The organism is Rhodococcus sp. 077-4 (assembly GCF_047782425.1).
Taxonomy (GTDB): Bacteria; Actinomycetota; Actinomycetes; order Mycobacteriales; family Mycobacteriaceae; genus Rhodococcoides.
In genome coordinates this window covers 1-21,570 of sequence record NZ_JAJPWC010000002.1, presented here as the reverse complement: position 1 = coordinate 21,570, position 21,570 = coordinate 1, and the positions used below count along the sequence as shown (strand labels likewise).

Annotated in this window: 27 protein-coding genes, 1 tRNA gene and 1 pseudogene; 9 read left to right on the top strand and 20 right to left on the bottom strand. The window is 63.5% G+C overall.

Features of this window, described 5'->3' with window-relative positions; translation table 11 throughout:
- Nucleotides 1-5 precede the first annotated feature (5 nt).
- A complete protein-coding gene (locus ACNEOT_RS09535; protein WP_415973747.1) occupies nt 6-1,385 on the bottom strand; it encodes a WS/DGAT/MGAT family O-acyltransferase in 1,380 nt (459 codons plus the stop codon).
- Nucleotides 1,386-1,556: 171 nt separating this feature from the next.
- Between ACNEOT_RS09535 and ACNEOT_RS09530 the strand changes: the two genes are divergently transcribed.
- Complete coding sequence (locus ACNEOT_RS09530) at nt 1,557-2,576, top strand: alpha/beta hydrolase (protein WP_415973746.1); 1,020 nt, start codon at nt 1,557-1,559, stop codon at nt 2,574-2,576.
- Nucleotides 2,577-2,590: 14 nt separating this feature from the next.
- On the top strand, nt 2,591-3,019 hold the full coding sequence (locus tag ACNEOT_RS09525) for an SRPBCC family protein (protein ID WP_415973745.1): 429 nt from the start codon (nt 2,591-2,593) through the stop codon (nt 3,017-3,019).
- A gap of 4 nt (nt 3,020-3,023) precedes the next feature.
- Here ACNEOT_RS09525 and rsmI read toward each other — a convergent pair whose 3' ends face one another.
- Nucleotides 3,024-3,848, bottom strand: a complete 825-nt coding sequence (gene rsmI / locus ACNEOT_RS09520) for a 16S rRNA (cytidine(1402)-2'-O)-methyltransferase (protein ID WP_415973744.1) — start codon at nt 3,846-3,848, stop codon at nt 3,024-3,026.
- Nucleotides 3,849-3,957: 109 nt separating this feature from the next.
- On the opposite strand from rsmI, the gene ACNEOT_RS09515 reads away from it, so the two are divergent.
- On the top strand, nt 3,958-5,469 hold the full coding sequence (locus ACNEOT_RS09515) for a dolichyl-phosphate-mannose--protein mannosyltransferase (protein WP_415975086.1): 1,512 nt from the start codon (nt 3,958-3,960) through the stop codon (nt 5,467-5,469).
- 4 nt (nt 5,470-5,473) lie between these two features.
- Here ACNEOT_RS09515 and ACNEOT_RS09510 read toward each other — a convergent pair whose 3' ends face one another.
- From ACNEOT_RS09510 to ACNEOT_RS09500, 3 genes are all read right to left on the bottom strand, one after another.
- Nucleotides 5,474-5,896, bottom strand: coding sequence for a DoxX family protein (locus ACNEOT_RS09510; protein WP_415973743.1), 423 nt, complete (start codon nt 5,894-5,896; stop codon nt 5,474-5,476).
- 61 nt (nt 5,897-5,957) lie between these two features.
- The gene (locus tag ACNEOT_RS09505) at nt 5,958-6,359 is read right to left on the bottom strand and encodes a GntR family transcriptional regulator (RefSeq protein WP_415973742.1); all 402 of its coding nucleotides are present in this window, start codon (nt 6,357-6,359) and stop codon (nt 5,958-5,960) included.
- A gap of 10 nt (nt 6,360-6,369) precedes the next feature.
- The gene (locus tag ACNEOT_RS09500; protein ID WP_415973741.1) at nt 6,370-7,038 is read right to left on the bottom strand and encodes an NAD(P)H-binding protein; all 669 of its coding nucleotides are present in this window, start codon (nt 7,036-7,038) and stop codon (nt 6,370-6,372) included.
- 62 nt (nt 7,039-7,100) lie between these two features.
- Here ACNEOT_RS09500 and arsC point away from each other — a divergent pair, with 62 nt between their 5' ends.
- On the top strand, nt 7,101-7,448 hold the full coding sequence (gene arsC, locus ACNEOT_RS09495) for an arsenate reductase (glutaredoxin) (protein ID WP_415973740.1): 348 nt from the start codon (nt 7,101-7,103) through the stop codon (nt 7,446-7,448).
- 4 nt (nt 7,449-7,452) lie between these two features.
- Here the strand turns inward: arsC and ACNEOT_RS09490 are convergent, their stop codons facing one another.
- Nucleotides 7,453-8,691, bottom strand: coding sequence for an arginine deiminase (locus ACNEOT_RS09490; protein WP_415973739.1), 1,239 nt, complete (start codon nt 8,689-8,691; stop codon nt 7,453-7,455).
- A gap of 70 nt (nt 8,692-8,761) precedes the next feature.
- Here ACNEOT_RS09490 and soxR point away from each other — a divergent pair, with 70 nt between their 5' ends.
- Nucleotides 8,762-9,256, top strand: coding sequence for a redox-sensitive transcriptional activator SoxR (gene soxR, locus ACNEOT_RS09485; RefSeq protein WP_415975085.1), 495 nt, complete (start codon nt 8,762-8,764; stop codon nt 9,254-9,256).
- On the opposite strand, the gene ACNEOT_RS09480 is transcribed toward soxR, so the two are convergent.
- The 13 genes from ACNEOT_RS09480 to ACNEOT_RS09420 all read right to left on the bottom strand — a co-directional run bounded on the left by ACNEOT_RS09480 (nt 9,172) and on the right by ACNEOT_RS09420 (nt 18,907).
- Nucleotides 9,172-10,074, bottom strand: a complete 903-nt coding sequence (locus ACNEOT_RS09480; protein ID WP_415973738.1) for an SDR family oxidoreductase — start codon at nt 10,072-10,074, stop codon at nt 9,172-9,174. The genes soxR and ACNEOT_RS09480 overlap by 85 nt on opposite strands.
- Before the next feature lie 75 nt (nt 10,075-10,149).
- Complete coding sequence (locus ACNEOT_RS09475; protein WP_415973737.1) at nt 10,150-10,320, bottom strand: hypothetical protein; 171 nt, start codon at nt 10,318-10,320, stop codon at nt 10,150-10,152.
- A 57-nt stretch (nt 10,321-10,377) separates the two neighbouring features.
- A complete protein-coding gene (locus ACNEOT_RS09470; RefSeq protein WP_415973736.1) occupies nt 10,378-11,052 on the bottom strand; it encodes a ScbR family autoregulator-binding transcription factor in 675 nt (224 codons plus the stop codon).
- Between the two features lie 189 nt (nt 11,053-11,241).
- Nucleotides 11,242-11,676, bottom strand: a complete 435-nt coding sequence (locus tag ACNEOT_RS09465; protein ID WP_415973734.1) for an effector binding domain-containing protein — start codon at nt 11,674-11,676, stop codon at nt 11,242-11,244.
- On the bottom strand, nt 11,673-12,128 hold the full coding sequence (locus ACNEOT_RS09460) for an effector binding domain-containing protein (RefSeq protein ID WP_415973733.1): 456 nt from the start codon (nt 12,126-12,128) through the stop codon (nt 11,673-11,675). The genes ACNEOT_RS09465 and ACNEOT_RS09460 overlap by 4 nt, the downstream gene beginning before the upstream one ends.
- Before the next feature lie 299 nt (nt 12,129-12,427).
- The gene (locus ACNEOT_RS09455) at nt 12,428-13,312 is read right to left on the bottom strand and encodes a glycosyltransferase family 2 protein (protein WP_415973732.1); all 885 of its coding nucleotides are present in this window, start codon (nt 13,310-13,312) and stop codon (nt 12,428-12,430) included.
- 216 nt (nt 13,313-13,528) lie between these two features.
- Nucleotides 13,529-14,098, bottom strand: a complete 570-nt coding sequence (locus tag ACNEOT_RS09450) for an acyltransferase (RefSeq protein WP_415973730.1) — start codon at nt 14,096-14,098, stop codon at nt 13,529-13,531.
- The gene (locus ACNEOT_RS09445; RefSeq protein ID WP_415973728.1) at nt 14,095-14,457 is read right to left on the bottom strand and encodes a glycosyltransferase family A protein; all 363 of its coding nucleotides are present in this window, start codon (nt 14,455-14,457) and stop codon (nt 14,095-14,097) included. The genes ACNEOT_RS09450 and ACNEOT_RS09445 overlap by 4 nt, the downstream gene beginning before the upstream one ends.
- Nucleotides 14,458-14,804: 347 nt before the next feature.
- Nucleotides 14,805-14,877: transfer RNA gene (locus ACNEOT_RS09440), tRNA-Ala, on the bottom strand.
- 55 nt (nt 14,878-14,932) lie between these two features.
- Nucleotides 14,933-15,799, bottom strand: coding sequence for a gephyrin-like molybdotransferase receptor GlpR (gene glpR, locus ACNEOT_RS09435; RefSeq protein WP_415973727.1), 867 nt, complete (start codon nt 15,797-15,799; stop codon nt 14,933-14,935).
- A gap of 141 nt (nt 15,800-15,940) precedes the next feature.
- Nucleotides 15,941-16,588: a GNAT family N-acetyltransferase gene (locus ACNEOT_RS09430; RefSeq protein WP_415973726.1), complete on the bottom strand. Its 648-nt coding sequence runs from the start codon at nt 16,586-16,588 to the stop codon at nt 15,941-15,943.
- A gap of 72 nt (nt 16,589-16,660) precedes the next feature.
- Nucleotides 16,661-17,920 carry a gephyrin-like molybdotransferase Glp gene (gene glp, locus ACNEOT_RS09425; RefSeq protein ID WP_415973725.1) on the bottom strand — a complete coding sequence of 420 codons (1,260 nt, stop codon included), beginning with the start codon at nt 17,918-17,920 and terminating at the stop codon, nt 16,661-16,663.
- A 33-nt stretch (nt 17,921-17,953) separates the two neighbouring features.
- Entirely contained in the window at nt 17,954-18,907 is a 954-nt protein-coding gene (locus tag ACNEOT_RS09420) for a UTP--glucose-1-phosphate uridylyltransferase (RefSeq protein ID WP_415973724.1), read from the bottom strand.
- A 106-nt stretch (nt 18,908-19,013) separates the two neighbouring features.
- Here ACNEOT_RS09420 and ACNEOT_RS09415 point away from each other — a divergent pair, with 106 nt between their 5' ends.
- From ACNEOT_RS09415 to mscL, 4 genes are all read left to right on the top strand, one after another.
- Nucleotides 19,014-19,610: a 5-formyltetrahydrofolate cyclo-ligase gene (locus ACNEOT_RS09415; protein WP_415973723.1), complete on the top strand. Its 597-nt coding sequence runs from the start codon at nt 19,014-19,016 to the stop codon at nt 19,608-19,610.
- Nucleotides 19,611-19,754: 144 nt separating this feature from the next.
- Nucleotides 19,755-20,105: an FmdB family zinc ribbon protein gene (locus ACNEOT_RS09410; protein ID WP_415973722.1), complete on the top strand. Its 351-nt coding sequence runs from the start codon at nt 19,755-19,757 to the stop codon at nt 20,103-20,105.
- Between the two features lie 89 nt (nt 20,106-20,194).
- Nucleotides 20,195-20,857: an SAF domain-containing protein gene (locus ACNEOT_RS09405; RefSeq protein WP_415973721.1), complete on the top strand. Its 663-nt coding sequence runs from the start codon at nt 20,195-20,197 to the stop codon at nt 20,855-20,857.
- Between the two features lie 64 nt (nt 20,858-20,921).
- Nucleotides 20,922-21,398, top strand: coding sequence for a large conductance mechanosensitive channel protein MscL (gene mscL / locus ACNEOT_RS09400; RefSeq protein WP_415973720.1), 477 nt, complete (start codon nt 20,922-20,924; stop codon nt 21,396-21,398).
- Nucleotides 21,399-21,451: 53 nt separating this feature from the next.
- On the opposite strand, the pseudogene ACNEOT_RS09395 reads toward mscL, so the two are convergent.
- A pseudogene (locus ACNEOT_RS09395) lies at nt 21,452-21,570 on the bottom strand (IS30 family transposase); the annotation flags it as partial.

Sequence of the window (21,570 nt, the reverse complement as noted above, 5' to 3'; positions counted from 1 at the left end):
GGCACTCACAAGGTCTTCTCGAGCTCCTCCAACGTGTTCTCCAGATGGGTCAGCATTCGCTGTAGATGCGGCACACTGCGTCGGCAGCCGATGAGCCCGAAGTTCAGCGAGTCACCGTTGCTGGCGACGGTGATGTTGAGTGCCTGTCCGTCGGCCACGATCGACGCCGGGTAGATGCCGTCGAGTTTCGCGCCGTTCCAGTACAGATCCTCTTTGGAGCCTGGCACGTTCGAGATGATGACGTTGAACGGCGGCGGGGTGTAGTCGACGAACCCCGGCACCGGGCCGAACAGCAACGGGGCCATGGTGATTGCGCCGACGGTGAGTGCCTCGAGAGTGTTGAGCTCGCTCATCATCTGCTTGCCCTTGACGGTCGAATCCTTGATTCGCGCCAGCCGCAGGAGCGGGTCGGATTCGTCGGTGCCCAGGTTGCACAGGATGGTCGTCACCGAGTTCCCGGCGTCCTTGTCGTCGCCCTCTTTACGGAGCGAGACCGGCACCATCGCGATCAGTGGCTCTTCGGGAAGTGCGTTCTGATCGATGAGGTACGCGCGCAATGCCCCGGCACACATCGCGAGCACCATGTCGTTGAGCGTCGCATCGAGCGCGGTGCCGACCGTGCGAATGCGCTCTATGGACCAACTCTCGGCGGCGAACCGTCGAGCGCCACCGATGGGCACGTTGAACATCGTTCGCGGTGCTTGCAAGGGAAGCTGCGCGCCCTCTTTCTTCAACGCACGCAACCCGATTCGTGCGGACGCGGGCGCGAAGTCGACCAGGTCTCCGGCAATCTTGCGCCCCAACGCCAGGCCGCTTCCCAGCTGCGCCAACCGTCCGGGCTGCTCCTGGGCGACCTGCTTCTTCCGCCTGCCGAACAACGACGGGTCCCAGGTGGCGACGCCACTGCGATCGTCGGGGTCGGTACTGAGCGTTCGCTGCATCAGCTTCAGCGCGCTCACGCCGTCCACCAGCGAGTGATGCACCTTGGTGTACAACGCAATTCGCCCGTCCGCCAACCCCTCGATGATGTGCAGCTCCCACATCGGCCGGTAGCGGTCCAGCGGTGCGCTGTGATTGAGCGAGAGGAACTGGAACAACTCGCGAATGCGTCCCGGCTGAGGGAGCACGGTGCGGCGCACGTGGTACTCGAAATCGACGTCCTGGTCGTACGCCCAGGCCAAATTGCCCATGATCTGCACCGGACGCGCGGGACGCTTGCGGAAGAGCTCGTGCACCTCGCCGGTGGTGAACTTGCGATGCACCTCGTCGGCGAACTCGTGCGGATCGCCGGGCGGGACGAACAACTCCAGACCGCCCACGTGCATCGGGTGCTCCCGTGACTCGGCGATCAGAAACATCGATTCGGTGATGGGCATGAGTGCCATGAGCTGTCCCTTTTCCATTTGTTTTCGGTCACGGTACGGCACCGAATGTGACTCGGAACACGACCTTACGTCCGCACTCGAAAAGCTACCCGCTATTGTCCGTTACCAGGGGTTCCAAATAGAACGGGGATCCGACGCACGGCGCACACGCGCCGAGCACAGCCAACGGGGATGGAGGCGACGGCTATGAATCCGGCGCTCACCGTAGTAAAAACGACCGATCCGGCAGCCACCGCGCGCCGACGCGACATCCGCGGCGCGAGCCTGCAGTCACAGATACTGTCCAAATACTTGCAGTTCACGGTGCGACCGTTCCTGACGATCTGGGCGCAGACACCGTCTCTTCCATGGCCGATGGGTGTGGTCGACTACGCCGGACTGCTCGTTCCGCAGATCAGCGGAACCACTCGCAGTCGCGTCATGCTTGCCGAGTGTGAAGCCGAATGGATCCGCGCGGAGGGCGCCGGGACCGATCGCGTGGTCCTCTACATGCACGGCGGTGCCTTCGTCTGCTGTGGCCTGCGTACCCATCGTCGGATGACCTCTCGGGTCTCCAAGTGCGTCGACGGATCGGTTCTGTCGGTGAACTACCGAATGATGCCTCGCAATCCGATCAGTCACGCCGTCGAGGATGGCGTCGACGCCTACCGCTTCCTTCTCGATTCCGGATACCGCCCGGAGCAGATCATCCTGGGCGGCGACTCGGCAGGCGGGTACCTCGCGTTCATGGTCACCCTGGCGCTGCGCACCGTCGGCCTGCCCGCACCCGCAGGAATTTTCACCATGTCCCCGCTCACCGACATGGATCCCACCCGCAAACTTGCCCACGAGAATGCGTCGAAGTGTTCGGTCTTTCCGTCCAACGCGGTTCCGGCACTGACCGCTCTGGCCGATCGCGTCGACGCCCGCATCGTCGTCGAAGGTGAACAGGGCCCCCGGGTCTCACCCGTGGACGGCGACCTCACCGGCCTGCCGCCGGTACTGATTCAGGTCGGTTCCACCGAAATGGTCTATCCCGACGCCGAACTCATGGCCCAACGCCTCGCGATCGCCGGAGTCGAGTGCGAACTTCAGGTGTACGAGAATCAGGTCCACGTGTTCCAAGCCGCCGATTTCGTTCCCGAAGCCCGCCGCGCGCTGAGAGCAATCGGCGAGTTCGCGCGGAACGTCAGTCCCCGCACAGAAAGCTGAGATACCTTCTCCCCATGGCAGTCACAGCAAACAAATCAGTCGACATCGCCGCAGATGCATCGGCAATCCTCGAAGTTCTCGCCGACGTCGAGGGCATCCCCTCGTGGTCCCCGGTACACAAGAAGTGCGAGGTCGTCGATCGCTTCGAGGACGGCAAGCCGCACCACGTCAAGATGCACGTCTCGATCATCGGCGTCAACGACGAACAGCTCGTCGAATACACGTGGTCCGACAACGAAGTGTCGTGGACTCTGGTGGAAAGCACTCAGCAGAAGGCCCAGGACGGCCGATACACGTTGACGCCCAAGGACAACGGCACCCACGTCGAGTTCGAGCTGACGGTCGACCCGAAGATCCCGCTCCCCGGCTTCCTGGTGAAGAAGGGAACCAAGACGATTCTGGAGGCGGCCACCGAGGGTCTGCGTCAGCAAGTAGTGGGCTGACCCGCTACTGCTCCTTCCGCGCGGCGAGAACGGCCTCGTAAACCTCACGCTTGGAGACGCCGTCGACCGCCACCTGGGCGCAGGCGTCCTTCAACCGCATGCCCGACGCCACCAACGTTTCCACGTCGGCAACGAGATCCTCGGGCTCCTCGGCGACGGCGACGGCTCCTTCGAGGACGACGGTGATCTCGCCGCGCACTCCGTCTCTCGACCATTCGAGCAATTCCCCCAGGCCGCCGCGTCGCACCTCCTCGTAGGTCTTGGTGAGCTCGCGGCACACGGCGGCGCGGCGGTCGGGGCCGAGGACGTGGACGGCGTCTTCCAGGCACGAGACGAGACGGTGCGGTGCCTCGAAGAACACGATGGCGCGCGGCTCGGCAAGCACCGACTGGAAGTAGGTGCGGCGCTGTCCCTGCTTACGTGGGGCGAAGCCGTCGAAGCAGAAGCGCTCGACGGGCAGGCCGGACAGTGCGAGGGCCGTGGTGACGGCCGAGGGCCCCGGCAAACAGGTCACGGGCAGATCGGCTTCCACGCACGCGGCCACGAGGCGATAGCCCGGATCGCTCACCGACGGCATTCCAGCATCGGTGACCAGCAGTACGGTCTTGCCCTCGGCCACGGCGTCGACCAGAGCCGGAAGGCGGGCCGTCTCCACCTGGTCGTAAAAGCTGACGACCCGACCCGTGATCGCCACGCCGAGGGATGAGGCGAGTTGTTTGGTGCGCCGGGTGTCCTCGGCGGCGACGACATCGGCACTGCCGAGGGCATCACGCAGGCGTTGCGAGGCATCACCGACGTCGCCCATCGGGGTGGCAGCAAGGATGAGCATGCCTCCAGTGTGTCCCATGCGGTGCAGAGGCCTGTCACGCACTCGAAGATCACCGCCTACGATCGATAACGTGACCTTGCCGACCTCTGTGCGATCGAGTGACCGGTCGATGGTCAGTGCAGGGCCAACGCTTGCCGCGCAAGACTGGTTCCACGACACCGATGCCCGACGCGGTTGGATCGTCACCGTCGTCGTCACCGTCATCTGCGCGATCACTCGATTCACGATGTTGCGGTACCCCACCGACGCAGGAACACCGGTCTTCGACGAGAAGCACTACGCCCCGCAGGGCTATCAGGTACTCACCGGCGGTGGGCTCGAAGACAATCCGGCGTACGGGCTGGTGGTACATCCACCGGTGGGCAAACAGCTGATCGCCGTCGGGGAAGCACTGTTCGGTTACAACGGATGGGGTTGGCGTTTCTCGTCGGCCGTGGCCGGAACCCTGTTGGTACTGCTGGTGATTCGGATCGTGAGACGGCTGGCGCGATCGACACTGGTCGGTGCCATCGCGGGAATTCTGTTGACCGTCGACGGGGTGACGTTCGTCAGCAGCCGAATCGGCATGTTGGACATCTTCCTTGCCCTGTTCGTCACTGCCGCACTGGGCTGTTTGGTCGTCGACCGTGACGACATGCGGCAGCGACTGTCGAGGGTGCGCGCCGACGGCCGGATGGACGCCAGTGTCCTCGGGCCGCGAATGGGTGTGCGGTGGTGGAGATTCGGAGCCGGCGTGATGCTGGGGCTCGCCTGCGGCACCAAGTGGTCGGGTCTGTACTTCATCGCATTCTTCGGATTGTTGAGCGTGGCGTTCGATGTGGCGGCACGCCGCTCGTACGGCGTCGAGCGCCCATGGCGGGGAACGGCATTGCGCGATATCGGGCCCGCGCTGTACGCGCTGGTGGTCGTTCCCATCGCGGTGTATCTGATGACGTACTGGGCGTGGTTCACATCCGAGACCGGTGTCGATCGGCACGAGGTCGGCAACGGTATCGGCGTCGGTGGGCCGTTCTCGTTCGTTCCCGAGGCGTTGCGTTCCCTCTGGTACTACAGCGGTAACGTGCTGCAATTCCATGAGGGACTGACCAATTCGGCCGGAAACCGGCACCCGTGGGAATCGAAGCCGTGGACCTGGCCGATGGGCCTGCGCCCGATGCTGTACTACTTCGCCGACGGCGAGGGCGTGTCCGGCTGCTCGGCGTCGGGGTGCGTGAAGGCGATCATGCTGATCGGCACTCCCGCGATGTGGTGGCTGGCCCTGCCGATGCTGGCCTGGGTGATCTGGTCGGTCTTCGTCCGGCGCGATTGGCGTTACGCCACAGTGCTCGTAGCGTACTCCGCAGCGCTGCTCCCCTGGTTCACCACGCTCGACCGGCAGATGTACTACTTCTATGCGGTAGCACTGGCCCCGTTCATGGTGATGGGCTTCGCGCTGGTGCTCGGCGACATCATCGGCAAGGCAACGGCATCCGCGGAACGGCGAGGTACCGGACTACTGCTGGTGTCCCTGTACCTCGCCGTGGTGATCGCAAACTTCGTCTGGCTGTGGCCGATTCTCACTGCAATGCCGATCACGCCGCAGATGTGGCAGGAACAGCTGTGGTTGCCGAGTTGGCGCTGAGCGACTATGCCAGCAGTGCCGTTTTACCCTTGGTGAGTCCGTCGATGCTGATGCGTCCGGCACCGAATGCGGCCAGCAGCAGCGCGCCGACGCCGAGGGCGACGACGAGCTCGTAACCGTTCTCCGTAGCGAACACACCGTGCTCGAAGTGGACGAAGATTGCGGCTCCGAGCATGTCGAGGAACAGCAGCAGACCGGCGATGGGGGTGAAGATTCCCAATACGAGCGCGCCTCCGCCGACGAGTTCGACGAACGTGGCGAAGTAGGCGGATGCGGTGGGCAGCGGAATGTTCATTGTCTCGAAGCTGGCCGCTGCGCCGTCCAGGCCGAACGTGTTGAGCTTCTGCCAACCGTGGGCGATGAAGACGACTCCCAGTCCGATTCGAGCAACGAGGGCGACGGCGTCGCGGACGACGGTGGAATTCATGACACATCCTTCTGACAGGGCTATACGGGCAGCCCTACCCTGACAGAAGTAACTTGAAGCGTCAACTTACGCGATGCCGGCCTCCACTGTCGCCGTTGTCGCCCTCGGCTCCTCGCAGTGCAGCTTCGAGGAACGTTCGCGCCTGGTCGTCGTCGAGGCCCATGGACCGGACTGCCTTGACGAACTCCGTTGCCGCCCGGGCCGCGATGTCACGCGACGGGTCACCGCCCGATGCAACGAACGAGCCGGATCGACCCCGCGTCTCGATGATCCCCTGCTGCTCGAGCTCGCGGTACGTCTTGGCCACGGTGTTCGGTGCGATCTTCAGCTCCTCGGCCAGACCGCGAACCGTCGGGATCTTGGTGCCCGCGATGAGGTCGCCCGATCGCACCAGGCCGAGAATCTGCATTCGGAGTTGCTCGAACACCGGGGTCGTGTTCGACGAGTCGATACTTACGCGCACGATCGGCGGCCTATCGGAGTGCGTCGACAGCGTCGACGATCGAGATGGAACCGGATGTCAGCATCAGCGTCTTACCGACGGCGTGGCCGGTGTCCAGAAGCTGCGCGATGACCGCTGCAACGTCTGCGCGGGTCACCTCACCCGGCTCGAGCGGCGGTTCGGTGAGCGACACGGAGGCGGTCGGGTCGTCGTCCGTCAACTTACCCGGACGCAGAATTGTCCAGTCCAACCCGCTTCGTGCCGAAACATCTTCTTCCGCAGCAGTTTTGGCCTGGATGTACGCCTTCCACCCGGCGTCGAGATCCTCGGCGACCGGCTCACCGGCACCGAACGAGCTGATCAGGACGTAGCGGCGAACACCGGCCCTCTCCGCTGCGTCGGCCAACAGAACTGCGCCCGCACGATCCACAGTGTCCTTGCGCTCGGGACCACTGTTGGGCCCCGCACCTGCGGCGAACACCACAGCGTCGGCGTCGGCAAGCACTGCGGCGAGCTCGTCGACGGAGGCCGACTCGAGATCGATCACCTGCGGCAGCGCGCCGAGCGCCGTGACGGCGTCGACGTGGTCGCTGTTGCGAATCAACGACACCGCTCGATCTCCGTGCGCCGTCAGTACCTGAGTCAGGTGCTGGGCGATCTGGCCGTGGCCACCTGCAATGACAATGCGCTTGTCGGTCATAACCACTCCCGTTCCTGGCGTGAATCTGTGGAGGTGGCTACCCGCGTGGCAGGATCGCAAACATGACCCCGTTCGCGACCGTCTATCACAATCCGCGCTGCAACACCTCGCGCACAGTCCTGAAAACCATCGAGGACACGGGCGTTACCGTCCGGGTCGTCAAGTACCTCGAGACGCCTCCCACCGAGGACGAACTGCGTACGCTCCTCGCCGACGCCGGCCTCGAGCCCCGTCAGGCCATTCGCACGCGCGAGAGCATCTACAAGGAATTGGGACTCGCGGGCGCGGATGCGGACACACTGATCGCGGCAATGGTCCGGCACCCGATTCTCATCGAACGCCCGATCGTGGTGACCGAGAAGGGGACCGTGCTCGCCCGCCCGGCCGACGCAGTGCAGGCCGTCCTGTAGAGCGCTACAACCTCTCTCGGGACACCGGGCACGACATACAACGGGGCCCGCCTCGTCCCGAGCCCAGTTCCGATCCGGAAATGCGCAGCACCTCGATGCCCGACGCCTCAAGCCGAGCGTTCGTTTCCACGTTGCGCTCGTAGGCAACGACGACACCCGGCGATATGGCCAGTGTGTTGTTTCCGTCGTCCCACTGCTCGCGCTCGGCGGTGACTTGGTCGAGCCCGGTGTCGATCAACCGCAGCTTGCCGATTCCCATCGCGTCGGCGGCGGCCTCCAGGAAGGGGTCGCCGCCGCGAATGCTGACACCTTTGTCCTCGCGGCGAACGGTGAAGGCCGACAACGTGTTCGCAATGGCGGGATACATCACCACCGCGTCGGTGTCCACCATGGTGCACACCGTGTCCAGGTGCATCGAGGCGCGCTCCTGCGCGATCGGCACCACCAGCACACTGTGCGCCAGCTCGTCCTCGAACAGACTGCGCGCCAACGCTTCTGCACCTGCGGGTGTGGTGCGCTCCCCCACTCCTACGGCCACCACCCCCGGAGCGAGCAACAACACGTCACCGCCCTCGACCGGTGCGGTACGTGATTCGTAGGCGCGCCGCACGCCGCGGAACATCGGATGGAATGCGTAGATCAGGTCCGTCAGGGACGTCTCTCGAACTCGCGCAGGCAGCGCCAGCGAGGTGATCGCCACTCGGTCGTCGATCCAGAACGACGAGTCCCGGGTGAACAGAAGATTCGGCAACGGATCGATGACGAAGTCGCCACCGTGATGCATCCGCCTCACCAGAGAAGCGCCACTGGGCTCGTATTCCCCGGACTCGGCCGCAAGCAATTCGTCGAATGTCATACCCGCCATCAGAATCTGCGCCAACTGGGCCGCCGGCACACCCCGTAGATGCTGCGCCAGGTCCTCCGCGAGCGACCGGCCGAGGCGTCGGGCGTCCACCGCGGCGGAGATTCCCTGCATTCGTGCTGCTCCACTGACCGTCATGGCCTCGGTGAGGAGCTCACCGAGCAGCAATACCCTGACGCCGCGGCTGCGCAGCAGGTCGGCGAAGGCGTCGTGCTCGTCCTGTGCGCGATCGACCCACGGCAGACCGTCGAACAGCAGTTGGTCGTTGTTGCGCGGAGTGAGGCGGCGCAGCTCGTCCCCGGGCCGGTGCAGCATGACGGTACGTAGCACCCCTACCTCGGAGTTGGCACCCAACGGCCCCGCAGCCGCTTCGATACTCATGAACGAACGGTAAACCCAATCGTCCGCCACCGCTGCGATCCCGACCTGAAGTATTGTCGAGGTCGTGCCGATGCCCGACTGGAACGTCCGCGAACTGACCCCCGGCCAGCTGTCCGAGCGCAGCGGAGTTGCGGTCTCGGCGTTGCACTTCTACGAGAAGCAGGGCCTGATCAGCAGCCGCCGAACCTCGGGAAACCAGCGCAGGTTCCACCGCGAGACACTGCGTCGCGTTGCCTTCATCCGGATCTCGCAGAAAGTCGGAATTCCGCTGGCCACCATCCGGCAGGCATTGAGCGAACTACCGGACGAGCGGACGCCGACGCGCGAGGACTGGGCCCGGCTCTCGACGCGGTGGCATCGCGAACTCGATTCTCGCATAGAGCAATTGATCAGGCTTCGGGACAATCTGACCGGGTGCATCGGGTGCGGTTGCCTGTCGCTGGCCGGCTGTGCGCTGGCGAACCCGCACGACGAACTGTCCTACTCGGGGCCGGGTGCTCGAACGCTGGATGTCGATTTCGACGATTCCCCTACCCGACGCGGCTCGAGCAGCTTGGAGAATTGATCGTTGGCCTTCTGCAGTACGAATTCGTACGGCGGGGCGAACTTTCGGGCCACCCAGTAACCGAATCGGATGTCGTTGGAGGAGTACACGAGGTACTTGCGCTTGGCGATTCCGGCGAGAATGGCGTCGGCAACCACCGACGGTTCGACGGCCCGCTTCTCGAATCGATGCTGCAGCTTCTGTACCCGCGGATCGTCGCGATCGACGCCGGCGATCTGAAGTGTCTGCACCAGGCCGGTTCTGACACCACCGGGCACCACCAGACTGACGCCGATTCCGTGCCGCTTGAGGTCGTACTTGAGCACCTCGGACACGCCACGCAGGCCGTACTTGCTTGCGCTGTACGCAGCGTGCCACGGAAGAGGTATCAGTCCCGCAGCAGACGAGACGTTGACCAGATGTCCGCCTCGGCCGGCCTCGATCATCGGCGGCAGAAACTTCTCGATGACGTGAATCGGACCCATCAGGTTGACGTCGATCATCGACTTCCAGTGTCGGTGTTCGAGATTCTCGACGGTTCCCCACGCCGAGATACCCGCGACGTTCATCACGACGTCCAGGCTGCCGAATTCGGCATGAATATCGTCGGCGAACGCGGTGACCGCCTCGAAATCGGACACATCGAACGGCAGGGAGTGGCTGACAGTCCCGCCTGCCCGACCGACCATGTCCACGGTCTCGGCCAATGCTGTGCCGTTGATGTCGGTGAGAAAGAGTTCGGCTCCCACTCCCGCGGCAGCGATGGCCGTCGCTCGGCCGATTCCGCTACCCGCCCCCGTGATCAACGTCTTCTTGCCGCGCAGATCGTATATTGCCATCGAAGCCTGTATCCCCCACCGGTCGACACGTGTCAGTTCGATTTCGACCCTACGCGGTACCGACCGAGAGGGTCGTCACAATCTTTGCGACATCTCGTCCCGATAGTCGGCAACGGTGCGCTCGATGCGTGTGGCGTCGTCCTCGGCACCACTCTTGCGGGCATCGTCTGCGCGCTGCTGCAAAGTGCGGATCGCCTTACGAAGCTCGTTGTCCGACATCCTCTGGTTCTGCACACTGTGTTCCATATCACACAGTGTGCCCGGCAGTCGGCAGCACAGCAAGCACCGCGATCAAGCGACTTCTCAGACGGTGACAGATCCCGACGTGATGTTCTCGCGCACGAAGCTGGACAGACTTCGTGCCGCGAATTCGCGGAAGTATGCAAGCTTGTTGGCCGGAACCAGCGACGGGAGAACGGTGTTCCACACCTTTTCCATGCGCGAGGGGGCATCCTCGAGACGCGACTGCGCCTCGGACACCATCAGGACGCCGGCGAGCATCTCGCAGACCAGCAACGCCGCGTTGCCCGCGTCCAGGTGGTCGGCAACGTCACCGTGCTCGATGGCACGCTCGAAGAGATGCTCGAAGATGTTTCCCCAGGTACCGAACACACTGCCGCGGGCGGTGTCCGATCCGTCGATCTCCATCTGCAAGCGGTACATGACGCGAACCAAGGGATCCGAGGCAGCGAGCTCGAGCACCGAATACGAAATTCCGATGACGGATTCGAGCGCTGGGCTACGACTGTCGACCATGCCGGCGCATGCAGTGGACACGCGCTCATGGCCTTCGTCGACGATCGCGCGAGCCAATTCTTCTTTGGAGGCGAAGTGGAAATACAGCGCACCCTTGGTCACACCGGACTGCGCTGACACCTGACTCAGCGTGGCATTCGCATGCCCCACCTCGAGAAAGAGATCTGCGGCGGCGCGCAGTGCGGCCGCTCGCGTGGCTTCTGCTCTGAGTTGTCTCACCATGTCGGTACACCCCTGCTCTGTCGACCTTGCCATGACATCGACGCTCTGTACGCGCTGCCTTCCCGTCGACCGATCGAGGTGACTTCGAACTCCACATCACCTGTGCGGACTGCCAGCGCTCGCCAATAGTAACCGGTTCGGTGGCGACTTTGTCATTCGAAAGTGACAATTGCATGAAGAAGATCTCGTTTACAGAACGATCGAAATGAAAAGTTCCACTTCTCCAGTATTTGTAACGACTTCGACTTCTTCTTTGTACGCACGAAATATCGACCCGGCCGAAACGCACTCGTCGACCTGAGCCCACACGTCCTCGATCGGATCCGCCAAGGCGCCACTCGGCGTGAACACCGCGAACACCCCCGTCGGCACGGAAACGAACACATCTCCCACAGCGACGTCACCGGGCGAGTCCACTGGAACCGCGACCACGGCGTTGACCGTGCCATGCGGATCGGGGACGTACACAGTGATGACCTGCGTCGCGTCGATATGCTTCTCGCGCACACGATCTCGCAGAAATCGCATCCACTCGCTGCCACTCGATTCCGCGCCGGGTTCCACTCGCGGTGCTACCAACCCACCGAACAGTTCCGCACTGCGCGCGGTGACCCGCACGCTCATCTCGAACCGCCGGGCGCAGTGATCGCCAGGTACAGGTCGACCTTGTACGCATGCGGATAGCACTCGTAATCGCCGGTGAACGATCGCACTATCTCGCCCTGCTCCTCGGCATGATCGATCTGAGTCCACAATCGCGTCAGAACATCGGGAAAATACCCGACCGCAGAAAATCGGGCATATTTCGCGGCAGGCACTTTCGCTATCAGATGTCCGCGTGCGACTTGACCGAGCGAAGAGCACAGATAACCGACTATCTGGGTATTGTACGAACCGATACCGGGGGCGAAGTCGGTATAAATGGACGCGAGCGGTCCCGAGGTCTCCTGATTGAGGACAGCGGACCACGCCTGATTCAAAGCCGGGTCGTTGAGACGACCGAGTGCCCGTTTCGGGCTGCGAACGGGAAGACCGGCGACCCACGTTTCAGCGAGGTCGACGATCTCGAACGACATTCACACTCCGTAGAGAAGTTGCAGGGGCAGATCCTGTGTTCGGAACCGGCCCGTCCACAATATCGCCCACCAACCTACCGGCGCGACGCGTAGGCCGATCGTCGATCGGTCAACCATACTTCGTACCCGTTTTCACGGCCGGCAGCCGCCACCGTGAGCACCCGCCACCAAGTGGCAACACCGCCGAGACAGGTGCCGATCGGTACGCCGGAATCAAGCCGCTCGTCGGCCGACCGAATTTCGATGGCAGCTACATTCGCCACTCGACGCTGTCGAAATACGGGCACAGCAGTGAAAGGTTACTTACCACGAGCCGCATCGACGTAACTCTTATCGCGAGTATCGGACAGATCACGTACGGATGTAATGCCGATGTCGGAATGCGAGACCGGCAGAATACGAGAGTCGCACGAGGAGAGAATGCGCGTCAACGGCCAATGCAATGTGTGCAGAACCATGTCCGAGATCAGCAATCTGCGTAACCCACCACTGGCCAGTCCGTGATGAGCCCACGTGCGGTACGAGCTCTGGACGTAGTGCCGATACTCGAGCGGTGGCGTCAACAATCGACGCCCGGACACCTTCACTCGCATCGACTCGATCTGCGCGATTCTCAGACCCACCTTGTTCAGACACAGGGACAGATCGATGTCCTCGTGCAGATCCGTCCGCACACTCGTGCGGTCGCGAACCGCCTCCCACGCAGACCTACGAATTGCGAAATTGTTTCCCGAAGCGGCAGAAACCCACTGCTCAGACGGCCTGTTTCGCACAGAGCGGTCGACGAACGCGCGGTACGGCCGCGCCCACGGGGAATCGTAGAGGTAGATCGGACCGGTCACTGCGGCATAGTCGAGTCGACGATCGAAGAAGTCGAGTATCGACTCGACCCAGCCCGGCTCGATACGGGTATCGGCGTCGATGCGGCCGATGATGGACCCGCTCGCGTGATCGAAACCGGCATTGCGGGCGTGCACGACGCCGGGCTCGGACTCCCGCACCAGAACCACTTGCGGAAACTGCCGCCGATACTCTGCGACGATCGCCGCGGTGTCGTCGGTCGAATTGTTGTCGACAACAATGATCTCGTGAATTCGCTCGCTCTGGACAAGCAATGCGTCCAGGCATTCGCTGATGTGTGCCGACTCGTCGAAAGCAGGCACAACAATGGAAAGAGTGTTCACAACGCCAACCCCTGACCCATTTTGGCAATCGTGTAGCCCGATTCGCTTGCACTGGAGGCAATGGATTCGAGCCGCTGACGCAGACGATGCTACATCATTACCCGAGGAAAATAACTTGGCGAATTCTTCGGCATTTATGGATCAGAAATCAGAATTCGGAGGAAGTAACAAACGTTGCATTGCGTCTACATCGCGAAAGTCGGCATCCTCCCCGATTCACTGCTGCTCGGCAGGACGGCTGCTCAGGTCTCGACGCCGACGGGCCGGACTGCCCACGTACACGCCGTCGGGTTCGCAATCTCTGGTCACCACGGAGTTCGCTCCGATGATGCATCCGGCACCGATGTGTACGCCGGGCATGACGACCACGCCCGACCCGATCCACGCTCCCCGACCGATCGTCACCGGCTGCCCCTGCAACGCGCCCGCTCGTTGCCCCGACGGACCGGTGTCGTGAGTGCTGGTGAGGATTCGAACGTGGTCCGCAACGAACACGTGGTCACCGATCACGATGTCGGCAACGGTGTCGAAGTAGCAGCCGAAGTTGACGAACACCCCGGTGCCCAGACGGAGGGACTCGCGTCCCTGAATCATCGAACCGCCGTACACAAGGCACGGGCCGTCCGTACGTAGCCCTGCGGGACGCAGTATCGACGCCCGCAGCACCGCGGGCCAGAACGGCAGGTTCGCCAGCGAGACGGTGGTTGCCTGACGCATCTGCACGAGGGCCCAGACGACGTCCGACGAGCTGTGTACCCAATCGCGGAGCCCTGAGCCGGCCGTCACGCGGCGGCTCGAATCCGCTCGTCGGATTCGGCACGATCGTCGACCGGCAGTGCGCGACTCGGGACCGCTGCGAACAGTCGGGAGATCGGCCGACGAAGCGTGTGCATCATCCAGTCCGTGGCCACGATCCGCCGGAGCTCGGGCGAGGCCAGACCGTGCTCCTGGTACGAGCGGTAGCGCGCGACCTTGTCGTCGACCGCGCGCACGTCGTCCACCAACTGCAGTGTTCCGTCGGTCGACCCGTTGTCCACGACGACGATGCGATCGATGTCGTCGCCCTGATCGAGTAGAAGCGTCAGGCATTCGCCCAAATGATCGACCTCGTCCAGTACCGGAACAACCACACTGAGAGTGTTCATTTCGATCCCCTGACATGTTTCGACATCAATGACAGCCCAGCGCACCCTCGAACTTACGACATGGTCGAGAAAATGCCCAAAGCTGACTTCTTCACAAAACTGCAGCTCAGCGGCCCGAAAAATCCCCAAAGTCAACCCTTGGCGTCCCAAGCAAGCCAATTGCAGGTTTATGAGGTCGATTCTTCAACCGGTGTTCACAGTTCGCTCACCCGATAATTCGAGCCCGAATCGATCGGCGATTCGAGCCAATGGAAATGCACCTGGAATTCACCGAATGGTCACACACGGTAGCAAATGCCGGACAACGAAAAAACCGCCACTCGAATGAGTGGCGGCTTTCGTTTCGGTGGAGCTGAGGGGAATCGAACCCCTGACCTTCTCGATGCGAACGAGACGCGCTACCAACTGCGCCACAGCCCCGCTGCCGTCGTGCCGACCGGCTGGGTAACCCTAGCAAAGCCGCCGCAGACGACCGCTACGCGCCCTGGGCTCTGCGCAAGTTGCGGTCCTCGTCACGGCTGGCCTGGAACGGCTCCTCGTAGTGGTCGAGGTGCTCGAACTCGGGATCTTCGTCGTCGATCTCGAGTACCACCGCTCCGGGGCGACGCAGACGTTGCGGGACGAGCTCGAGCTCGTCGTCGGTTTCCGATTCCACGCCGAGCCGGGATCGGCCCATTCGGGTGAGCCGACGCCTGCGCACCTCTTCCTCGATCTGCACCTGACGACGCAGGTAGTACAGGTAACCGGCGAGGGCGGCGACGGAGAGGCCACACAGCCACCAGACCGTCGGGGAGATGATGAACGCCAATGCTGCGGTGGTGATCGCTGCGAAGACAAGTCCCAGAACTGCGCGCTGCCGGAACGCGTACCGCGCCGCTCGCGCAATCGCGTCGGCCTCGGGATCGAAACCGCCCCGACCGCGTCGGCGAGGCACGAAATCGTCGTCGACGACACCGGGCTCGTGCGCGGGCGAGCTCCCGCGAGAAGGGCCCTGAACCGGTGCGTCCTCGAGGTCGTTCTCTGCTGCGTGAGTGTCCATCGGGTCCTCCGCGGTACCGGGTAGATCGGTTGAGTCTGAACTGACAGTCGCAAATTTCGGCCCGAAGATCTCGCTGGCCGGCGCGGAGACCCGAAGATCGTCCTCCGGTCGCCAGTCGGGATCACTGCGGTGCCCGGTCGCGGGGCCGCGCTGCTTTCGCTTGGTGCCACCTCGATGCAGCACGCGCGTCGCGAGCGCTGCATCCGTCGTCTGCATGATCTGCGGACGCTTGGTCATCAGCATGGGAAGAAGAACGAAGAGCCAGACGGCTACGAGTCCGATCCAGATGATCGAGTTCGGCATCGGCGGTGTTCTCCTCCCGTGGACGACGGCGACAGTGAAAGACGTCCTCAGGCTATGCGGCGCAACTGCGAGAACCATGCAGACGCGCCGACCCGAACTACACTCCTGTCACTTCGACAACACCGATGCGGACAGTGCGTGTCAGGCCCACGCAGCTCGGCCCGCCCGAATCAGCCGATCGACGACGGTTCCCTGCACCTCACCCGAGGTGATGGCAACGAGCTTGTGATCGCGCCAGTCGCCGTCGACGTCGAGGTATTTGTAGAGCAGTCCTTCGTCACGGAAACCGACATTGCGCAGTACTGCCTGACTGGCGAGGTTCTCCGGTCGCACCGTCGCTTCGACGCGATGCAGTCCGACGGGTCCGAAGCAGTGGTCGAGCCCGAGCGCGAGTGCTGCGGTCGCGACGCCCTTGCCGTTGACGTCCTTGGACACCCAGTAGCCGATCCACGCGGACCGCAACGCGCCGCGGACGATGTTTCCGGTGGTGATCTGACCACAGAATTCGCCGTCGACCTCGATGACCATCGGCAACATGTGCCCCTTGCGGGCCTCGGACTTGAGGCCCGAACACAGGGTTGGCCACGACGAGATGTGGTGCCGCGAGTTCCAGCTGCCCTCGCCACTGGGTTCCCAGGGTTCGAGGTGGGCGCGGTCTTCGGTGCGAATCCGGCTCCAGGCGGCCGCGTCGCGCATCCGTACCGGCCGCACGGTCACGGTTCCGCCGGCCACTCGCACTGGACCCAATTTCGCCGGCCAACCAGGGTGGCTCGACCACGTTCGCGGCATCCGTCGATGTTATGCGCTGCGCGCAGTGGTGCGCTTACGTGCCCCAGGCGGCACTTGTCCGCACCACTGGCGTCAGCCTCTCTGAGCGAGGAACGAGACCTTGACTTCTTCGCCGGTTCGGATTTCGGTGACCTCGGGATCGATGACGACCAGGCAGTTCGCCTCGGCGAGTGTGGCGAGCAGATGCGAGGACGATCCGGGTGCACCGCCGAGTGCCTGCACCAGATACTCGCCGGTCCCCTCGTCGCGCATGAGCTGGCCACGAAGAAAGCCCTTGCGATCCTCGATGGAGGTGATGGGCGCGACGGTCCGTGCGGAGACGGTACGACGCAGTGGCTGCCGCCGTCCCAGGGCGATGCGAATCAGCGGACGCACCATGACCTCGAACACCACCAAAGCGCTGACGGGGTTGGCAGGCAGCAGGAAGGTGGGTACCTCGTCGCGTCCGAGTTGGCCGAACCCCTGGACCGACCCCGGGTGCATGGCAACTCGCTCGACCTCCATGTCGCCGAGTTCACCGAGCGCCTCCCGCACGCCCTCCGATGCGCCGCCGCCCACTGCTCCGGCGATGACGACGATCTCGGATCGGATCAGCTGACCTTCGACCACCTCGCGCAGTCGCTTGGGATCGGTGCTGACGATGCCGACGCGGTTGACGTCTGCTCCGGCGTCACGGGCTGCGGCAGCGAGGGCGTAGGAGTTCACGTCGTACACCTGCCCCGGCCCCGGAGTCCGATCGGTGTCGACCAGTTCCCCGCCGACGGAGATGACCGACAACCGCGGACGCGGATGTACCAGCACCTTGTCTCGCCCGACGGCTGCAAGCAGGCCTACCTGAGCTGCGCCGATGATGGTGCCAGCGCGTACCGCAACGTCACCGGGTTGCACGTCGTCGCCGATCTTGCGCACGTAGTCACCCGAGCGAACCGGCCGGAACACCTTGACTCGGGCGCGGCCGCTGTCGGTGCGGTCGAGTGGCAACACTGCATCGGCCAGCGTGGGCAGCGGTGCACCGGTATCGACCCGCACCGCCTGACGCGGCTGCAGCCGGATGGGTTGACGCGAACCCGCAGACACCTCGCCGACGACGGGAAGCGTCAGGTCGATGCGTTCGTCGTCCTCGTTGCGCAGGTCCGTGCCGGCCGCTGCCACGTCGACACTGCGAACCGCGTAACCGTCGATCGCTGCCTGGTCGAAACCGGGAAGGGGACGCTCGGTGACCACTTCTTCTGCACACAGCAGGCCCTGTGCTTCCGAGATGGCGACCCGAACAGGCCGTGGAGCCACCGCCGCGGCGGTCACTCGGGTCTGCTGATCTTCGACCGAGCGCATCTGGCCCTTCCTCTATGGCATCGACCCGCGATGCTATTCGTACGTGGTCAGTTCCGGTGCCCAGCTGTCGCTCAAGCGTTCGTTCAGCCATTCACGCAACGTCGGACCGTAGTCGTCGCGCTGCAACGCAAAGTCAACCGCAGCGCGCAGGTATCCCCCGGGATTTCCGAGGTCGTGTCTCGATCCGCGGTGCACGACCACGTGGACGGGGTGACCTTCCTCGATGAGCAACGCGATGGCGTCCGTCAGTTGGAGTTCGCCGCCTGCACCGGGCTTTATCCGGCGCAGAGCGTCGAAGATGGCACGGTCGAGCAGGTAGCGGCCCGCGGCAGCCAGGTTGGACGGGGCGTCCTCCTGCTTGGGCTTTTCGACCATACCGGTGACCTTGAGGACGTTCGGGTTGACCGCGTCGGGAACGATCTCGACCGAGAAGACGCCGTACGACGAGACCTTGTCGTCGGGAACCTCGATGGCGCACAGCACCGACCCACCGCGCTTGGCGCGTACTCGAGCCATGACGTCGAGCACACCACGGGGCATCACCAGATCGTCGGGAAGCAGGACAGCGACGGAATCCTCGTCGTCGTCGAGAACTTCCTCGGCACACGCGACGGCATGTCCGAGTCCGAGGGGCTCGTGCTGAATGACCGACTGGACGTCGAGCAGACCGGGGGCCACCCGCACCTTCTCGAGCATTTCCAGCTTGCCGCTGGCTTCGAGCTTGTTCTCGAGGACGAGGTCCTCGACGAAGTGGGCGACGACGCCGTCCTTGCCCGGGGACGTGACGATCACGAGTCGATGCGCGCCGGAATCTGCTGCCTCTCCCGCGACGAGCTCGATGCCGGGAGTGTCGACCACTGGAAGCAGTTCCTTCGGAACGGTTTTCGTAGCCGGAAGGAACCGGGTACCCATGCCCGCTGCGGGAACGATGGCCGTGCGGAAATGCACTGGCGTGGCGGCGGTCGTCGCTGTAACGGCTTCTGTCATGGTGCTCACCCTATCCATGGTTTCTGGTGATCTGCTTGCCGTGTGCTGCGTTTTACCCCCGAGTGCATATCGTTGAACGACCGCACGGGAAGGGTGGTGAACCGTTGTGACCGTTTCCGAATTTTCGGAGAACACGTCCAAGGATCGATGGCGGGCACATGTCCTCGCCGAACGCCGACTGCTCGACGATGCGCAGCGCGCGATGGAGTCCTCTGCACTCTGTCACGTCGTCGGCGAGTTGGCGGCAGAACACCCGACGGTGGCGGCGTACGTGCCGGTCGGGCGGGAGCCGGGTTCTCTTCGGATGCTCGACGCGATGGCCGCGGCCGGGGCCACCGTTCTGCTTCCGAGTGCGCGTGAGCCGGGGCCGTTGCGCTGGGCGCGTTACGACGGACGCGAGTCGTTGGTGGGGGCACCGTACGGCTTGCTCGAACCTGCCGGTCCGAGCCTCGAGCCCGACGCGATCGCGTCGTGCTCGTTGGTGTTGCTTCCCGCGCTGGCCGTCGACCGGCGGGGCACACGACTCGGACGAGGTGCGGGTTTCTACGACCGCACGCTGGACCTGTGCCGGCCCCACGCCATGCTGGTCGCGGTGGTACGAGACAGCGAACTGGTCGATCGTCTACCGGACGAGCCACACGACAGGCGAGTGACGCATGCGTTGACCCCGAGCGGCGGGCTCGTACGCTTGGGTACGGAATAAGCTTCCGATTCGATTCGTTGGCACTCCTGACTGTAGAGTGCTAATGCTCTCCCCAGTTTCGATGAACAGACAAGACACCGGCGGTGTTCGGCCTCGGCCAACAGAGGGGCGAATCTCCTCGGTGACCAGCGCGGAGGAAAAACGATGCCCACTTACTCATACGCATGCACCGAGTGCGACAACCGCTTCGACATCGTTCAGTCCTTCACCGACGACACGTTGACGGTATGCCCGGCCTGCTCGGGCAAGCTTCGCAAGCTGTTCAATTCCGTCGGCATCGTCTTCAAGGGCAGCGGCTTCTACCGCACCGACAGTCGGGGTGGCTCGAATACCGCCAGCGAAGGCGCGAGCGAGAAGAAGTCCGACGCGGCGGCTGCGAAGTCCGACACCAAGACGGATTCATCGTCGAAGCCGGCCGAGAAGAAATCCTCGGATTCGTCGTCGTCGAGCAACTCCTCGTCCTCGTCGACCACGAAAGCCGCTGCCAGCCAATAGCTTTCGGTTTCATCCACAGGCCGGGCCGTTATCCACAGCCCGGCCTTTTCGGTGCCTGAACGGTTGCCGCCACCGCTAGCGTTTGCGCCATGGCTGCTGGCAAGAATCGACTCGACTCGACGCTGCTCGATCGCATCACCCTGCGTCCGGCGTGGGTCGGATCCACGAAATTCAGGCGGATCGCGGCAGGCGTCCTGGTCGCGATCGCCCTGGTGCTGTTCGTCGACGACACTGCAGGCGACGATCGCGTCCGAGTGATCACTGCCGGACGCGATCTGACGCCCGGTACCGTCCTGAGCCCGGCCGATGTCGTGGTGGCCGACTGGGACTCGGCCAACGTCCCCGAGGGAACACTAGTGAACTCCGAGGCCGTGGACGGCCGGACGCTCACCGGTCCGGTCCGAGCGGGTGAATTGCTCACCGACGTACGCCTGCTGGGATCTCGGACCGGCACAACATCTCTGGGGACCGAGGCACGCGTCGTACCGGTGCATCTCGCCGATGCTGCGGTGACCGACCTGCTTCGTGAGGGCGATCGGGTCGATGTGTTGACCGTCGAGGCTCAGGAGGACCCGAATGCCGTTCCGGCGGCTCGGGTGCTGGCGTCGGGAGCGATGGTGGTGCTCGTCTCCGCCGACGCCGGTGGCAGCAGGCAGCGAGACCGCGTCGTGCTGTTGGCTCTACCGACCGACGATGCGACGACGGTTGCAGCTGCGTCGTTGGTCAGTGCGCTCACGGTGACGTTGCACTGACGAATCCGCTCGGCCCGAGCTAACGTCTCCCCAGACCTACACACCGAAGAAGGGGAAATCTGTCATGTTGAAGGGCTTCAAGGACTTTCTACTGCGCGGCAATGTCGTGGACCTCGCCGTCGCCGTGGTCGTCGGTGCGGCATTCACCGCCATCGTCACCGCGTTCACGACGAACATCATCAATCCTCTTGTTGCAGCTGTCGGCGGCAGCAACGAACTGGGCTGGGGCATAAGAGTTCTGTCGGACAACGACGCCACGTTCATCAATCTCGGAGCGGTCGTCACCGCGATCATCAACTTCGTCATCGTCGCGGCGGTCGTCTACTTCGTGCTGATTCTTCCGGTGAACACCGCGAAGAAGCGTTTCGTCAGCCAGCCGGAGAAGGAATTGAGCGACGTCGACGTGCTGGTGCAGATTCGCGACATCCTCGCCGGAGGAACCGAAGCGGGACAGAAGCTTTCGACCGCAGCCGATACCACCGGCGGTAGCGGCGAGGCAATCGACGCAGCCCCGGACCTGGGCAAGCATTCCAAGGACTGAATGCCAGGTCTGCTTCGACGAATGAATGCGCCATTCACACTGTCTGGGTAGTTTCAAGCGGTCGTTGCAACGACTAGCTCGTTGATCACTTTTGCTGGTGAGTTCCAGCCTAGCGTTCGGCGGGGGCGGTCGTTGAGTTCGTCGGCGACCGCTTGAAGCCGCTCTGCGGTGT

Coding starts and splice junctions, on each gene's coding strand:
- ACNEOT_RS09510 (WP_415973743.1), bottom strand. CDS start 5,896: ATGAATTCCACCGTCGTCCGCGACGCCGTCGCCCTCGTTGCTCGAATC.
- arsC (WP_415973740.1), top strand. CDS start 7,101: ATGACCCCGTTCGCGACCGTCTATCACAATCCGCGCTGCAACACCTCG.
- ACNEOT_RS09465 (WP_415973734.1), bottom strand. CDS start 11,676: ATGAGCGTGCGGGTCACCGCGCGCAGTGCGGAACTGTTCGGTGGGTTG.
- ACNEOT_RS09490 (WP_415973739.1), bottom strand. CDS start 8,691: ATGAGTATCGAAGCGGCTGCGGGGCCGTTGGGTGCCAACTCCGAGGTA.
- rsmI (WP_415973744.1), bottom strand. CDS start 3,848: ATGCTCATCCTTGCTGCCACCCCGATGGGCGACGTCGGTGATGCCTCG.
- ACNEOT_RS09475 (WP_415973737.1), bottom strand. CDS start 10,320: ATGGAACACAGTGTGCAGAACCAGAGGATGTCGGACAACGAGCTTCGT.
- ACNEOT_RS09430 (WP_415973726.1), bottom strand. CDS start 16,588: ATGCCGCGAACGTGGTCGAGCCACCCTGGTTGGCCGGCGAAATTGGGT.
- ACNEOT_RS09500 (WP_415973741.1), bottom strand. CDS start 7,038: ATGACCGACAAGCGCATTGTCATTGCAGGTGGCCACGGCCAGATCGCC.
- ACNEOT_RS09445 (WP_415973728.1), bottom strand. CDS start 14,457: ATGAACACTCTCAGTGTGGTTGTTCCGGTACTGGACGAGGTCGATCAT.
- ACNEOT_RS09420 (WP_415973724.1), bottom strand. CDS start 18,907: ATGACAGAAGCCGTTACAGCGACGACCGCCGCCACGCCAGTGCATTTC.
- glp (WP_415973725.1), bottom strand. CDS start 17,920: ATGCGCTCGGTCGAAGATCAGCAGACCCGAGTGACCGCCGCGGCGGTG.
- ACNEOT_RS09535 (WP_415973747.1), bottom strand. CDS start 1,385: ATGGCACTCATGCCCATCACCGAATCGATGTTTCTGATCGCCGAGTCA.
- ACNEOT_RS09470 (WP_415973736.1), bottom strand. CDS start 11,052: ATGGTGAGACAACTCAGAGCAGAAGCCACGCGAGCGGCCGCACTGCGC.
- ACNEOT_RS09515 (WP_415975086.1), top strand. CDS start 3,958: ATGGTCAGTGCAGGGCCAACGCTTGCCGCGCAAGACTGGTTCCACGAC.
- ACNEOT_RS09410 (WP_415973722.1), top strand. CDS start 19,755: ATGCCCACTTACTCATACGCATGCACCGAGTGCGACAACCGCTTCGAC.
- ACNEOT_RS09530 (WP_415973746.1), top strand. CDS start 1,557: ATGGAGGCGACGGCTATGAATCCGGCGCTCACCGTAGTAAAAACGACC.
- soxR (WP_415975085.1), top strand. CDS start 8,762: ATGCCCGACTGGAACGTCCGCGAACTGACCCCCGGCCAGCTGTCCGAG.
- ACNEOT_RS09480 (WP_415973738.1), bottom strand. CDS start 10,074: ATGGCAATATACGATCTGCGCGGCAAGAAGACGTTGATCACGGGGGCG.
- ACNEOT_RS09460 (WP_415973733.1), bottom strand. CDS start 12,128: ATGTCGTTCGAGATCGTCGACCTCGCTGAAACGTGGGTCGCCGGTCTT.
- mscL (WP_415973720.1), top strand. CDS start 20,922: ATGTTGAAGGGCTTCAAGGACTTTCTACTGCGCGGCAATGTCGTGGAC.
- ACNEOT_RS09405 (WP_415973721.1), top strand. CDS start 20,195: ATGGCTGCTGGCAAGAATCGACTCGACTCGACGCTGCTCGATCGCATC.
- ACNEOT_RS09525 (WP_415973745.1), top strand. CDS start 2,591: ATGGCAGTCACAGCAAACAAATCAGTCGACATCGCCGCAGATGCATCG.
- glpR (WP_415973727.1), bottom strand. CDS start 15,799: ATGCCGAACTCGATCATCTGGATCGGACTCGTAGCCGTCTGGCTCTTC.